We start from the raw sequence: 14,255 nt of genomic DNA on the forward strand, positions 1-14,255 counted from the left end.
GTCCGGACGGGACAGTGGGTGAAGACGCGCTGGGAGCAGCTCGTCGCGGCGCTGGAGGACGCCGAGCCCGCCGCGGCACCGACCGTCCCACCAGCCCGACCCGGCCAGCTCGTTGAACGACGAACCGCGTCGGGGCCGCTCACGGTGCCGGCTCGGGACTACGTCTTCCATTTCGTCGTCCGCGCCACCTTCACCTGGTCGTCGAATCGGCTGGGCGCGGACCGGCTCAGCTGGTACGCCCAGGCCTCGACACCGCAGGCGAGCCACCGGGTCAGACGCGCCGCGGCGAAGCTCTCCCGCACCCTCCCAGCGACGCAGGCCGGGAAGCTCGAGGTGGCGCTGCAGGACGAACTGGCCAGGCAGGGCCGGTGGGCCTTCGGGCGAGCAGACGCCGTGGTCACCTGCGAACCCGAGATCTCGGTGGAGCTCGACGAGCAGGTGCGGGAACTCCAGCGACCGTACGGTGAACAGATCATCAAGGTGGAGCGCGAGTACGACGTACACCGGCGGCGGGCCGAGTCTGCCGAGCGGATCTGCCGGCAGTGGATCACGGTCATGGAGCTGTTCGTCGACAGCCCGGCGGCCGAAACCTTCGGGCAGGACGTCAAGGACGACCTGATCAGCGCCGTCCAGCAGGTCAAGCGGGACGCCGAAGCCGCCGCGGAGTGGAGCAGGAGACTGCGGACGGCGGGCCCCGTCAACGCCGACGTGTTCCATCCGCACACCTGGTTCGACCACCCCGCCTCTCCGGCACGGGACGAGGGGCGGGCGAACGGCCAGCCCGAGCCGGCGGTCGACACGCCGAAGACGGACGGCGATCAGGCGGCAGCCGCAGATTCCGGCAGCAACCCGACCCGGTGATGGGACGCATCCCGCAGTCCCGGTCGTGGGTGACGCGGGATACGAAGCGCAGCCGAACCTCGGACGCCGACGGATCCGGTGGCCACCCACCCGTTGAGCATCCGCGCACCGGCCATGACCGGCGGCTGCCGCAGCAACCACTGCGCGGTACGGAGTCCGGGCAGCGCAGCAGGCTTCGGCACACAGCCTGCGCTGATGCCCACCCGGGGCGCGTCACGGCTGACCGGGTGGGCCGCCCCGGGAGTCAGCCGGTGAAGTTCCATGCCTGGTTCTGGCCGCCGACGCACTCCCACTGCTGCACGAAGGCGCCGGGCGGCGGGGCCGTCAGGGCGGGGTTGGCCGCGTCGAGGCACTTGTCGCTGTGCCCGGCCCGCAGCTCCCACTTGTCATCCGCACGGCGCTGAAGGTGCCAGGTCTGGTTCGGGCGCCAGCCGCAGTTCTCCAGCACCAGACCGGCCCCGTTCTCCGTCCCGCCGCCGCGCACGCTCAGGCACTGCCCGCTGGCGGCGTCCATGATCTCGAAGGCGTTCTGGTAGGCGACCCGTTCGCCCCGACGCAGGAAACGGACTCGCTGGGTCGACCGGTTCATATCCGGTCGTACCTTCATGTCCGCCACGTCGACGACCAGTTCATTCCGGCCGGAAAAGGCGCTGTGGAGTCGGTCGAGTTCGCCGAATTGAACAAATGGCACGGACGTGGTTTCGCCCCGTTTCGAAACGGTGGCCGCCCAACGGTTGGATGCACTCTCGTTGAACCTCTTGTGTGCTTCGCGGACCCGGGGTGCGACGCAGAGGTGGTCCTCGGGCGTCGCCTCGCGCCACACGAACCCCTGCTGGCATGTGTCGGGCCCATAGGTCTGGTCGGCCGGGTTGCGGAACTGATTGGGATTTCTGTTATCCAGCTTCACGAAATGCCGGGTCTTTGGGTCCACGCAGACGTGGTCGTCCGGCCTGGCCTCCCGCCACACGTTTCCGGACGTGCATGTGGAGGGTCCGAAAGGCCCGAACGCGGCGGCCGCGCCATAAAACGCCGCACCCCCGGACGCCACTCCGGCGGACGCAGGCGTGCCGGACGCTGTCATGCCGATCGTCAGAAGACCGGCAACAAACAACAGTGATCTCGCACCGGTAATCACGAGAATCAAGCTAACACGATGCGCGGAGCCACCGATGAGGAATCCAATTTCACCAGTCACGTTGATCGTAAGGTTGTCGACCGACGCCGGCTAGCACGGCAGCCGCGAACGCCTCGTCGGCGAACAACTCACCCAACTCATCCCGGATCACCACCGGCAGCAGCGCCCGCCGACCTACATCGCACGTACCGCAGGGGCGATCTCATCAGCCGGTTGTTTCCGGACGCTCACTCAGGCCTTCGCCTTACGACCCCGGGTGGCCTTCGGCGGGCGCCACAACGTCAACGCCTCGTCGGTGAGGTGCAGCCGGTTGGTGGTCTCGGCGAGGAAGCCGGCGTAGATGTCCGCCGGCGAGGCACCCCGCTCCGGGTCGAACTCGCCGTGCCACTGGCGTACCCAGGGCAGGATCTCCCGCAACCCCGCGACCAGCGGCGACAGCCGGTCGGCGGCCCAGCCGTCCTCCTGCTCGCGCGCCACGATCAGCGTCGCGAGGGCCTGGGCCTGCTCGCGGTGGTCCCAGCCGGCCCAGCCGACCAGCAGCGACGGGTCACCGTCGCGGCTGGCACCCGGGTACGAGACGAACCGCTCCTTGGGCACGTCGAGCTTGCCCCGGTGCTTCCAGTAGCTGCCCTTGAGGAAGTCCGCCGAGGTGTACTTCGGCGGCACCGGTCGCCTGGTCCGCCGCGGTGTCCCCGGCCCTCGCCTCACGGTGACCGATGTGGCGAGGGCCGCCGAGACCGACCCGCTGTCAGGCTGGCGGTGCCGGTTCGCCGCGGTCCCGATAGGATCTCCGCCGCTGTGCCAGTATTCCCGGCTCGGCCGTGGTCGGCTCCGACAACGGGCGCCGGACCTGCTCCACTGATCCGCCGCGGACGGAGAGACTCCCGCGAGCGGCGCGGTAGAAGTTGTCTCGCCCCTGGTCGGCGCGGCGAATCAAGTCAGGAAGGTCGGTCGGCGGATTCGGCAGCGCTCGTGCTGCCCGTTCAATGTCCCGGACGGCGTCCCGCCATGCGGAGCCAGCGCGAACGGTGACCTGGTCGCCGAGCAGGAGAACGGCCTCCCAGGCCAGGGTATGACGGACATCCGCCTCAGCGAGCCGGGCCAACCCGTCGTCCCGGTCCAGGGACGGCCGGCGCGACTCGGGACGGTGGTTGCCGAGCATTTGAGTCGCCACGGTGTGGATTTCCTTGACCGCCCGGGTGAAATCGACGTATGCATCGAGGCGGCGCTCGTCCCACCGCACGGTCTGGCTGCGCCGCCAGCGGGCACGCTCGTTCACGGTCGTGGCGAACATGGTGCCGGCCACGCCGACCAGGACACCGAGCAGCGCCGGCCCCTGGGTCACCAGACCATCCACAACGCTCATCACCACCTCCACACCTCCGCGTGATCACACCACGCTCGTCATTGATCCTGCTCGGCTGCTCTCCATCATGGATATCTTCGGCGCTCCGGTCCAAGCGAGGCGCTTACCCCGCCGCCCGCATAGAAACGGGGGAACGAAGACCATCCTTTCGGATAGATGCTTCAGACGCTGATGGCCGAATCCTTCGGCGACCGCATCGATGCGCCCATGAAAGTGGCGTACGACTTGCCCTCGATGGGCGTGTTGTGTGGATAAGAGACGGTCATCGCGTCGATCCTTCAAGAGGGACTGCTCCCATCAGCCACCTCTGCGCGAACCACCGCACTGGTGCGCTGACCTACGCGCCCCAAGGACCGGGGTGGAGGGATTCCGCAACGAGGGAGGGGTGGCGTGACCGAGGCTTCAGGCGGGGAGCCGACGTCGGAGAGGCCCGATCGGCGGCGGGTCGACCGCGGGCCGGATCTGGGCGCTCAGGTCTCGGATGGGTTCAAGTCCCTCTGGAAGTACCTGGCTGCCGCGGCGAGGAGACTGAATGCCCCTGCGGCGGAACCCCTCTCGCCACCGCCCGACGAACTCGTCGAGCGACAGGATGTGTCGGGACCGATCCTGGTCGCTGCCCAAGGGTACGTGTTCGGCTTCACCGTCCTCGCCACCCTCACCTGGTCGTCCAGGGGCGTGGGACCGGAGGCCCTGCGCTGGTACGCGCACCACTTCATGTCAGACGCGATCCAACGCGTGCGGGAGGTCGCCGCCGAGCAGGCCCGCAAGTTGCCCGCACACCGGGCCGGCGAACTGGAGGTGGCACTGCAGCGGGCGCTGGACGAGCAGGACCCGGCCCTGTGGAGGTACAAGCGCGGGACGGTGCACGTCAAGTGCCGCCCGCAGGTGTCGGTACGGCTCGAGGGACGGGTCAGGCAGCTCCTCCAGCCGCACTGGGAACGCCTGATCGAACTGGAATGCCAGAACGACCTCTACACGAGGCGGGCGCAGTATGCCGAGCGGCTCAACCAGCGGTGGGTGGCAATCATGGACGAGTTCGTCGACCATCCCGCTTCCGACGAGGCGGCGCAGGCGATCAAGGAGGAGTTGGACCGCGCCCGCCAACACATGATGGCGGAACAGAAGGCCGCCGCGCAGTGGAGTGAGGACCTGCTACGCGAGCGGCGACGCCACGAAGGCATCTTCGAGCCCTTCACCGCGATCGAGATCATCCAGCAGAGATCGCAGGGCCAGGACCACGAGACATCCGGGCAGTCGGGCGAGGCGTAGCCGCCAGCCGGTCAGACTGGCGCTTGAGCCCTGACAGTCACCCGCGCAGAGCGCCGGTGTCGGGATGCTGTTCCGGCGTCAATCAGACCCGAGGGTGCGCATCCTCGATCCGCTCGGCCTTGACGTAGGCAAGGAGATCCGCCTGGTCCGCAGCGGGCAGAGCCTGGAAAGCGGCGTAGGCGACCCTCCGCGAGTGCGCGGTCTCCGCGGCGAGGAGTCCGATGATCGCCGCCCACGAGAGCGAGACCAGGTGGAACACGCGGTCGTCGCGCAGCGCCGGAAGCCGGCTCAGGTCGCCCAGCCGCGTTGCCGCGTCGTCATCGGTGGCGGCGCGGTCGACCAGCTCGAAAACGGCCTTGCCTCGGTACGGCCCGCCCCGCTGGACCAGCTCTGCCAGATCCTCGTTGGACATCTGCCGCACCGGCGGCGCCGGTCTGTGTGGTGGGTGCGGCGCCGTCATGGTTCCTCTCCAAAGATCTTCGAATACTCTTCGCGGATCAACTGGTTCAGGCGGTCCACCGACTCCTGGTCGCCGAGGGACTCCGCGTGTCTGATCTCCTGTTGGTAGGCACGGACCTCGTTTTCGTAACGGACGACAGGATCTTCGAACCAGCCTCTCATCCCGGCCCAGCCCACCGCCTGATCATCCCGCAGGTGTTGCATCTCGTGCAGCAGGGCTCCGTACGAGGCGTCGGGGTCGAGGATCAGGTGGCCTGGATTCCCCGGTGACGGACTCGGTCCGTACGCCAGCGCGCCTTCGCGGAAGGTGACCTCGACCCCGAGTTCCCGGGCCTGCCGGATGGCGGCCTCCCATTGTTCCGGGTGGGTCTGTTGGGCCGGGCCCCACTTGCGGAGCGGGTCGGCCTCGGAGTGGAGCAGATGCGTTCCCCGGTGGGGGGCGGGTGCCGTGGTGCCGCCCGGGGTCGCGAGGCGGCGGAGCAGGGCCTTGAGATCATCGATGTGCTCCCCGAGCCGGCGGAGGATGGGTGCCAGTCGACGCAGGCTGTTGATCAGGCCGTGCAGCAGTCGGGTGATCCGGGCGGCCCACTTGCCGGCGAGGGCGGTGACCTGGGTGATGACCCACGGGGTGGCCAGGCCGAGGGTGACGCCGGCTTCGGCGAGCCACTCCCACAGACGGACGGCGAGCACCGAGACGAACTCGGCGATGAGGTCACGGACGAGGGTACGAACCATGGCGACGAGCAGGCCGGCACCGGTGGTGATCTCGGCCATCATGCCGGTGGCCTTCGCGAGGGCCTCCAGCGCGGACCGGTGCTCCGCGCTGTGGCGTCGGTAGGCGTCCGAGGCGCTGCCCGTCCAGTCAGCGATCTGGGTCCTGACCGCATCGTCGAGGGTCGTGCCGACGTCCGTCAGTTTGTTACTGAGGTTGCGCCAGGTCTGGCTGTAGGCGGCGATCTGGTCGGGGTCGCCGGCCAGTTCGTCGAGGGCGTCGGACAAGGGCTTCACATGTTCGATCAGCCAGCCCACACCCCAGGCGACGAGCTGACCCAGCGGGTCGGTGACGAAGGCAAGGGCGTCCATGGAGACGGCCAACCCACCGATCCCGGTGTCGATCCAGCCACCGCCGGCGTAGCTCGCCGCCAGGCTGTCGATGTCCTCAGCGATGAACACCCCGCTGAACGCGGTGGTGCTGTCCTGGCGGGTGGCGATGAGCGGGTTCGCCGCCTGGCTCACTGTTCGGCTCCGCGGTTGAAACGCGTCGCCACCGCCTGGTCACCGCTCTCGTATTCGCGGGCGGTGAATCGTAGGTCGTCGGCGGCACGTTGCAGGGCGTCGGTAGCGCCGTTCAAGGTGTCGATGGTGGCCTGCTGGATCGGGTCGATCAGGCTGGGGATCAGTTGGCACAGCCGGCCGTACGCGTCGCGTCCCAGCTGCACGGACGCTGCGGCGCGCCGGCACTGCTCGACCTCGTCGGCGACGCCGTCGACCGTGCCGGAATGCGCAAGCAGCGTCTGGCTGTCGACTTCGAAGCCCTGGTGACCAGCCACGTTTCACCGACGGTGGGGATTGCGTCGATCATCGTCGCCGTCGTCGGGCGGCGCGGGGAACCGGGTGGCGTAGCTACCCACGACTGCCCGCCCGGTCTCGGAGTCAGCGCCGACCGTCTGGGCGGCAACGTCGGCCACCGCCTCGGCGAGGCGGGCCTGCGCCCGGCGCATGGTACCCATGATCTCCGCGGCGATCCGCTTTCCTGACCACCCGCACACCCGATCGTCGAGCCGCAGCTCCGTGACGGTGCCACTGCCGGCCACGGTGACCTCCACGGCGCCGTGGCCGCCGGTCGCCGAGACTGTCAGGTCAGCGATGCGCTGCGACATGGCCTGCGCCTGGGCCGCCCGCTCCGACACGGATGCCGACCAGGATCGCACCCACTCTTCGGCCGCATCCGCTCCCGCGCCGAAGGGCGCATCCATCACCGTCGCTTCCCCATGCCGTCACCTTAGCGACCGGGGCGGCTCGATCGCAGTCCCGCGAAGCGGCGACCGGCCGGCGCGCGAACCGGCCGGCCTGAAGAATGCTGCATACCGCACCGATCGGGTCGCAATTCGCGACGACCCCCGGATCCTCGTCAGGCACGACTTTGGTGTAGGCCCGCTTGTCACCGCGCCACCGCGCCGAACTCCGCACCTAACCCTCGGAGTGACCGCGTCCTTCCAGCGCCCACCTGGCATGTCCCTCCGCGGCTTCGTACGCGGCGTCCTTGCCGATCTCCTTGATGGCATACAACCGTGCCGTCTGCGCCAGCGCTCTCGCCGCCAATTGAAGCCGATTACCGGACGCTTGCCGCACCTGCAGCCAGTCTGGGTCCGCCGCAAACTGCTGCGCCAGCATCAGCATCTTCGGCTGGAAGCCACTATCGCGCTCAAGCGTGTAGCCCGGAGGCATCTCCTCACTGCCCGCTCGCCACTTGTCGATGAGATCAACGACCTCCTGCGAGCTGGTCAGTTCACGTGGCTTTGGGGGCCGGCCGGAACAAGGCTGGGCGCAGACGTCGCGGCTGAACCTTTCCCGAAGGGCGGCGGGATGTTCCCAAACCTGCGAATCCCTCCGCACGGCGATCACGCCGCACTCGCCGCACACCGTCGCGTCCGTTGCATGGTCACTTGCCCAAGTCACCGTGAGAGCGTAGCCATCGTTCATGATCGCCGGCGGCCCTTGGTCGCTGCCGCGCCCAGAGTGCCGCAAGTCGTCCTAACCCTGGGCGAACCAAGTAACAACCCATGTGATCTACGTGGCGACGCGGCGACGCGGCTCAGGGCGCCTGTCCCAAGGGTGCCTCCCAAGTCGTGCCGAGCAGCTTCGCAAGACGCTGTCCGAGCAGGTGGTAGCGGCGCTCACACCAGCCCAGATACTCGTCAATCGATCCCGGCAAGTCGGGAAGTGCGTTCAGCTCCAGGTAGTTCTTGTAGCCAGCGGGAGTGAACGTCTCTTGGGCCCACTCTCGGGGGACACGGTCCTTCTTCGCAATGTTCTCCGGGCCTTCGAGGAGCTGAAGGTTAGCGAGGCTGTCGCGGTACCAGATGGCCTCGCTGAGTTCGTCTTCTGTGTACTTCCTGTGCTTCTTCAACTTCGCGTTGGTAAGCAGCGACCGCGGGAAGACGTGATCAATGTGGTGGACATTGCGAGTGTTGACGTGCGGGAAGAGCAGGGCAAGGATCGGGAAGATGCCCGCGGTCCCGTACGCCCAGGACTCCATTAGATCCTCAACCTCCCCAGGCGTGAAGGTCAGTGTCTTACCGCGGGCGGTCATCCTCTCCTCAAGCTGCACCACCGGGAAGTGGTTGGCACCGTGCTTGTCGATGACCTCACGCAACTCTCGGAGCAGCGTGTCGAGGCCGGAACCCCACACGCCATGCTTCAGCAAGCTCCGAATGACCCAGGAGCGGACAGCAGCCCGGTCGTCCCGTTCTGCCGGTCGGTCACGGTAATGCTCGTCGAGCCCCCGTCGGTGGATGTAGTAGGCAATAGGGATGAGAACACTGTTGGCGGTGAGGTTCGCGGCCGAAAGTCCGAAGTCCCCCAGAAGGCCAGCGGCCACGGTCAACGCGTCGCTTACCTCGTCCCACCGCTCTTCCAGGCGCAGCATGTTGCCACGGTTGAAGTTGCGGACTTTGAAGCCGACATCGGTCACGCCGGTAAGCATGAGTCCACTCTTGAGGACCACGTCCTTGCTGAACCAGAAGCGCTGGTCTGTGCCGTTGAGCGTGTCGACGAGAGACTGGATCTCCTTGCGGGCATCCCGCTTGTTCCACTGGGCGGTCGCAATGCTGAGCAGCAGGTCGCTTTGCGAAAGCACCGTGCCCGCCGAGTTGACCCGGATGAAGATGTCCAGCACCTTGTCAATGTCCTGGTCGGATTCCTCATAGAAATGCAACATGGGCTTACTGTGGATTGCGCTGAAGAGGGTACCGACCAGCTTCGAGGCGTAGCCGTTGTTGCCCAGACCGTGCGAGGCGAGCATGCCCATCAACTCGCCGAGGTCGGTCGCGTCAAAGAGTTGGTAGACCGGGAACCAGTAAGCGGAGCCGTCAGCCGGTTGGGCGACGGGCTCGGCCATCATCCGGAAGTCGTGCTTCACACCCCTCTCGTTCTCGGCAGCCTCTCGGAGCACGTTCAGGTGCAGCCGTCGAGCCGGGTACGACTTGGCCTGGTTTTTCTTTCCATAGCGGACCCTGCTGGCGTAGTAGCCGCGCAGCGCCAGGTTGAGCGAGGTCAGCCGCTGCTGGCCATCGAGCACCGCGACGACGGCCTGTCCCTTGGGGACGTCCAACTCCTTGCTGTAGCGGTTGTCCTTCTCGTGGTACTCCCGCATGAACTCGTAGAACTTGAACTGTGCCGAGGTCTCGGACCGGACATGCCACGAAAGGAAGGATCCGATCGGATAGCCCCGCAGGATGCTGTCGAAGAGCCGGGTGATCTGGTCGTCGTTCCACACGAAGGCACGCTGGATCGCCGGCAGCACCAGTTCCCGTCGCTGGATCTTCTTGACTGCGTCGACGATGGTGATCGCTGTCTGAAAACCCACGGGTGGTCCTCCATGTCACGGAAGGCTGAGGCAGGACCAAGCCTTGTATGACAACGCCCCCAGGTCAACCCGGGATCAGCCCACTACGATCCCCGTCGTGGGCTTCCCCGTCCATACCCACATCTCCAGGGCGTGCCGGTCGACCAGCGTGATGTTGAGCCGCCGGGCCAACTGGATGCCGTCGCCCGCGGTGAAGAAACTGTTCGTCACGAGCATGCAGATCTCGCCACCGTGGATGTCCCGGCAGGTGCCGGCGAACCGCTGGATCGCGGCACTGCCCACCCGGTTGCTGATGCTCTGCCGCTTGCACTGCACCACCACGCGGCGACCGTCGGGGGCGACCGCCATGACGTCCGCGCCACGATCACCGGAACCGCCGCACACCTTCACCTGCCGAAACCCGGACGCGACCAGGATCCGCGCGAACCACTGCTCGAACTCGGGCCCGCTCATCGCATCGGTCACCGCGATCAGCCTGTCCCGCTGGGCCTGGTCAGCCCGCTCGCGGGCACGCTGCTTCGACACGGCAAAGCCCACCGCGACCGCCCCCGCGACGACGAGGCTCGCCAGGAAGATCGACCAGTACGGATGCCGCTCCACGAAATCTACGACCATCCCGAGCACCACGAGGACGGCGACGGCACATAGCACCAGACCCCAGCCGTTAGCAGACCTACCGCCCCCGGACACGCGGCGGACCGTCGATCGCCGCCGAACCCTGCCGGGGCGCCGCCTACGGTAGTGCGCCCGAACCCGGGCTCCATTCTTCCTGGTGTGTGACCTGACGTACGGCACGAGGCACCTCCCGAGTCGAGGGAGCCTCAGTCTCGGCACCGGGTCCGACAATCGGCGTGCACGAGCGTCGATATTGTCAGGTACCCGCCACTTCAGTGCCGCTACGCTCGTCGGCGCCAGCCGGCGACGGGTGCAACGGCGCCGGCTCGGGGTCGGCGAACACCCAGGCCGCCAAGTCGTCGGGAGCGGTGCTCTGCCACAGCCGCGACTTGCGGGACGCCAGCATCTCGGCGACCTCGGCCACATCGTCGGAGTTCCACCAGCTCGCGCCGGTCCGCTCCTCCGTCAGGTCGGACACTCCAACCCTCCGTACTGATCGATCTGCCATTGTCAGCGCTTGCGGTAGTGGGACTTCACGTACGTGACGCCCTTGGGGAGGCCTCGGCCCACGATCCGCGCGTCTCGGACTTCTTCGAGGTATTCCTCTTCCGATTCCGGCGATGCCTCTGCGCCGGGCGGCAGACGACGAAGGTGCCCGGCCACCTGGTGTCCCCGCCGGTGCGGATGCCACTCGCCGGGTGTCTCCCTTGGCGCCGTCACCTTTTCCACCCGGGGCACGTATCGCAGCAGGGGAACTCGCCTGTCTTCCGGACGGGGCGGGTGCCAGGGACGATCGTCAGGGTCGACGCTGCCCTCGACCCGCTGCAGCGCCCGGTCGGCGACGAGCCGTTGAACAGCCTGGTGGATGCCCTTTGCCCGCTGGGGTGGCAGTCCCAGCCGCAGGCAGTTCTGCACCAGGGCGTCCTCGGCGAGGATCGCGGCGCCGTCCTCGGTGAGGTAACCGAGTTTCCGCAGCGTGTGCAGGACCCAGCTCATGTCGGTGAGGTCCGGCACGCGACCGCGGGCGTCCGCCCCGGGCCCGTTCTGCCGGGTCACCACGCGCGGATCGTACTGGTGGGCGAACTGGACACCGTCGATGCGCTCCGGCCTCGGCAACAGCGTAGTCCGGACGGTGGCGACGTCCGGGTCGGATTTCACGGTGACGGTGACCAGGGTTCCCGGACTCAGTTCCGCCGGCCACTGGATGCCGGCGATCTCCCACCGGCCGTCGCGGCGCCGCAGTGCCACCCGCTGCACCCGCGCGAAGGACGACCCGCTGCGTGCTTCGTGGTCGAGGTGCAGGCGGAGCTGTCGTCCAGGCAATTCGTCGCTCAACCCGTCGGGCAACGGGCACCACTTAGCGTCGAGGTGCGCCCGGTGCAGGGCGACCATCCAAGACATCTTTGCCCGCTTCCGCCCGTTGACGTCCAGCCAGCGGGCGGGGCCGTCCTCGTCGTCGGGACCGGTGAGCCGGTCCTCGACCACGGCTGCCTGCGACGGAAGGACGAGGGCGGGTACTGGTTTCTGCTCCCCGGTGGCGTATCCCGGCTGCCCGGCGCGCTGCGCCAGGTCTTCCGCCCGCACCGAACCGCCGTGGCGCCCCGAGCACGGTTCTACCGAGACGGTGACAGACCGTCGGCCCGCGACAAGTTCATGGAGCCGGCGCCGCGTGCCAGCCGACAGGGTGGTGTCGAGCGGAGTGACCGCTCGACCAGCGCTGAGGCTGAGCTGGATGACGTTGGCCGCCCTCGCGTGCCGGGTGACGAGATGTACGTTGGACCCAGTGCCGAGGTCGAGAGCTACCCGGCACAGCGCCTGCACCACCTCGTCCAACTTGTTGACGGCCCGGCCGTTTCCCTGGCCGGTCCGGCCGCTCCGGTCGACCCAGCCGTAACCGAACCAGCCGTCGCCCCGTGAGAACGTCTCGGCGACCACGACCAGCTTCTTCGGGGGCTGCTTGAGGACAGTCGGACAGACAAGGTTGTCGTCGGGTAAATGCTTGACCGGTGGCTTCGGCGGGGGCAACTCTTTCTCGACGGTGGCCGGCTGAGGGTCGCGAACGCGGGGGGCCGGCTCCGGCTCCGTCAGCGCGCGCGTCCTCCGCTGCCGTACCACCTCCGCCACCGTCGGCGCACAGGACGGGCACGGGTTGGGTGCATCCGCATCGGCGCAGCCCGCGCGATGTTCCCGGCACGCCTCCAGCGCGACGCGGGTGAGCCGGGGGTGGGTTTCGGCCAGCGACATCAACGCCTCGGCGAGGCAGTCGGTGCGGAGCTGCCGCACAGAGTCACCGCACACCAGGCGCGCGATCCGGAGGTGGAAGCTACCGACGACAAGTCTGGCTTCCAGGCACAGGGCGCTTCCCCGGGCGTACGCCTCCCCCGCCTGCCGCAGCCGGGTCGCCAGGTCAGTCTTGACGCGCGCTTCCGCCCGCCGGAGGTCGGTCTCTGCCGAGTCACGTGCCTCGCCCAGAGCGGACATGATCTCGTCGGCGCAGGTCATCCACTGCTCCGCCACCGCCAAATGGGCCAGGCCCGCATGTGCCTGCCGTCCATTGACGTCGTCCAGGGCAGTGCGAACGAACTTGGCAGCGTTCATCTGCCGAACCCGCTCCACGGGGGCGGTCAACGGCTCCTGAACGGTTGTCTCGTGAGCGTCGAGCCAACCCCACAGGTCTTCGGTCGGTCGTTCGAGGGCGTGCGGGGGGAGGCCGCGCCGCCTCAGCACCCGGGCCAGCGCCTCGTTGAACGGGTCCGCAGCGACCGTCCGCATGACCGTGATCTCCAGCCCTTCCGGTGCGGCGGGCGGCCGTTCCAGCGCCGTCAGTTCCGCCTGGTAGGAGTACCTGAAGGCCAGGGCCGCTGTGTGACAGGCGTTGCTGAGCTGGTCGCGCGTTCGGTGCAACCGCCCTGCGGTCTCGCTGTCGCCAGCCAGCCGGGCGAGACGCGCCTCCGTGTCGACGAGATGCTCGGCGTAGCGCGCGGCGGCGATCGCTGCCGGTTGACCGGCCCTGCGCCGCAGCAGATCCTCCTCGGCCGGTGACAGCTCCGTACCCTCGGCTTTCGTCCGGTGCAGCGAGGCGAGCCACATCATGTCCCGAGGCAGCGGACTGGCGACCGGCGGCGGTTCGGAGTAGGTCGGCGGGGCCGGCGCGGGCTTGTTCTTGGCGGTTGGCGGCTTCTTCGCGGTGGACGGCTTCTTCTTGGTGGTCGACGGAGCCTTCGTCTTCGCAGATTGCGCCGTGCCGGCCGCCGCTCGGCGCACCGCGTCCGGCTGGCCGTAGCACCGGCTGCACAGCAGCCGGGACCAGTTGCCGGCCACCGTCACGACTGAATCGGACATGCTGGTCTGCTGGCACAGGATGCAGCGCAGTGTCATCGGTCGGTCGAGGGTGAACCGCTGCAGTGCTCCCTGCGGAGGAAACGCCCGCACGATCCGGTGTGCGGAGGATTTCCGTGACGCCATCCTGCCTCCCCGTAGCACCAACCTGTCCGGTCACGAGCTGCGCCACCCTGGCAGTCACCCCGCCTGCGGCGCGGCTCCCAGTGTTCAGGATCTGGCCGGTCGGTCAGTCGACCGGCACGTCGTCTTCAGTGCTTACTGGCGGGCCTTACGGCCGCGGGTGGCCTTCGGCGGGCGCCACGACGTCAACGCCTCGTCGGTGAGGTGGAGGCGGTTGGTGGTCTCGGCGAGGAAGCCGGCGTAGATGTCCGCTGGCGAGGCGCCCCACTCCGGGTCGAACTCGCCGTGCCACTGGCGTACCCAGGGAAGGATCTCCCGCAACCCCGCGACCAGCGGCAACAGCCGGTCGGCGGCCCAGCCGTCCTCCTGCTCACGGGCGACGATCAGGGTGGCCAGGGCCTGGGCCTGCTCGCGGTGGTCCCAGCCGGCCCAGCCGACCAGCAGCGACGGGTCACCGTCGCGGCTGGCGCCCGGGTACGACACGAACCGGTCCCACATCG

The 14,255-nt window shown here is 68.2% G+C and carries 15 protein-coding genes; 2 read left to right on the top strand and 13 right to left on the bottom strand.

Features of this window, described 5'->3' with window-relative positions; translation table 11 throughout:
* Positions 1–18 precede the first annotated feature (18 nt).
* Complete coding sequence (locus ACTMS9_RS13295; protein WP_441165046.1) at positions 19–861, top strand: hypothetical protein; 843 nt, start codon at positions 19–21, stop codon at positions 859–861.
* Positions 862–1,105: 244 nt separating this feature from the next.
* On the opposite strand, the gene ACTMS9_RS13300 is transcribed toward ACTMS9_RS13295, so the two are convergent.
* From ACTMS9_RS13300 to ACTMS9_RS13310, 3 genes are all read right to left on the bottom strand, one after another.
* The gene (locus ACTMS9_RS13300; protein ID WP_441146805.1) at positions 1,106–1,996 is read right to left on the bottom strand and encodes an RICIN domain-containing protein; all 891 of its coding nucleotides are present in this window, start codon (positions 1,994–1,996) and stop codon (positions 1,106–1,108) included.
* Between the two features lie 231 nt (positions 1,997–2,227).
* Positions 2,228–2,662: a DUF7008 domain-containing protein gene (locus tag ACTMS9_RS13305; protein ID WP_441146150.1), complete on the bottom strand. Its 435-nt coding sequence runs from the start codon at positions 2,660–2,662 to the stop codon at positions 2,228–2,230.
* 82 nt (positions 2,663–2,744) lie between these two features.
* On the bottom strand, positions 2,745–3,362 hold the full coding sequence (locus ACTMS9_RS13310) for a hypothetical protein (protein ID WP_441146152.1): 618 nt from the start codon (positions 3,360–3,362) through the stop codon (positions 2,745–2,747).
* Positions 3,363–3,752: 390 nt separating this feature from the next.
* On the opposite strand from ACTMS9_RS13310, the gene ACTMS9_RS13315 reads away from it, so the two are divergent.
* Entirely contained in the window at positions 3,753–4,631 is an 879-nt protein-coding gene (locus ACTMS9_RS13315) for a hypothetical protein (protein WP_441165047.1), read from the top strand.
* 82 nt (positions 4,632–4,713) lie between these two features.
* Here ACTMS9_RS13315 and ACTMS9_RS13320 read toward each other — a convergent pair whose 3' ends face one another.
* From ACTMS9_RS13320 to ACTMS9_RS13365, 10 genes are all read right to left on the bottom strand, one after another.
* On the bottom strand, positions 4,714–5,043 hold the full coding sequence (locus ACTMS9_RS13320) for a hypothetical protein (protein WP_441146156.1): 330 nt from the start codon (positions 5,041–5,043) through the stop codon (positions 4,714–4,716).
* 44 nt (positions 5,044–5,087) lie between these two features.
* A complete protein-coding gene (locus tag ACTMS9_RS13325) occupies positions 5,088–6,326 on the bottom strand; it encodes a WXG100 family type VII secretion target (RefSeq protein WP_441165048.1) in 1,239 nt (412 codons plus the stop codon).
* On the bottom strand, positions 6,323–6,640 hold the full coding sequence (locus tag ACTMS9_RS13330; protein WP_441146160.1) for a type VII secretion target: 318 nt from the start codon (positions 6,638–6,640) through the stop codon (positions 6,323–6,325). Before ACTMS9_RS13330 ends, ACTMS9_RS13325 begins: the two co-directional genes overlap by 4 nt.
* Before the next feature lie 3 nt (positions 6,641–6,643).
* Positions 6,644–7,066 carry a YbaB/EbfC family nucleoid-associated protein gene (locus ACTMS9_RS13335; protein WP_441146162.1) on the bottom strand — a complete coding sequence of 141 codons (423 nt, stop codon included), beginning with the start codon at positions 7,064–7,066 and terminating at the stop codon, positions 6,644–6,646.
* A gap of 214 nt (positions 7,067–7,280) precedes the next feature.
* Complete coding sequence (locus ACTMS9_RS13340) at positions 7,281–7,793, bottom strand: hypothetical protein (protein WP_441146164.1); 513 nt, start codon at positions 7,791–7,793, stop codon at positions 7,281–7,283.
* A gap of 112 nt (positions 7,794–7,905) precedes the next feature.
* On the bottom strand, positions 7,906–9,678 hold the full coding sequence (locus ACTMS9_RS13345) for a DUF262 domain-containing protein (protein WP_441146166.1): 1,773 nt from the start codon (positions 9,676–9,678) through the stop codon (positions 7,906–7,908).
* Positions 9,679–9,753: 75 nt separating this feature from the next.
* Complete coding sequence (locus ACTMS9_RS13350; RefSeq protein WP_441165049.1) at positions 9,754–10,293, bottom strand: restriction endonuclease; 540 nt, start codon at positions 10,291–10,293, stop codon at positions 9,754–9,756.
* 256 nt (positions 10,294–10,549) lie between these two features.
* Complete coding sequence (locus ACTMS9_RS13355; RefSeq protein WP_280840486.1) at positions 10,550–10,771, bottom strand: hypothetical protein; 222 nt, start codon at positions 10,769–10,771, stop codon at positions 10,550–10,552.
* Between the two features lie 32 nt (positions 10,772–10,803).
* Positions 10,804–13,758: a hypothetical protein gene (locus tag ACTMS9_RS13360; protein ID WP_441165050.1), complete on the bottom strand. Its 2,955-nt coding sequence runs from the start codon at positions 13,756–13,758 to the stop codon at positions 10,804–10,806.
* A gap of 132 nt (positions 13,759–13,890) precedes the next feature.
* Positions 13,891–14,253 (bottom strand): DUF7008 domain-containing protein, encoded by a 363-nt coding sequence (locus ACTMS9_RS13365; protein WP_441165051.1) that lies wholly within the window; start codon positions 14,251–14,253, stop codon positions 13,891–13,893.
* Positions 14,254–14,255: the final 2 nt, after the last annotated feature.

The sequence above is a fragment of the Micromonospora sp. L31 genome, from assembly GCF_052068075.1.
Classification (GTDB): Bacteria; Actinomycetota; Actinomycetes; order Mycobacteriales; family Micromonosporaceae; genus Micromonospora; species Micromonospora purpureochromogenes.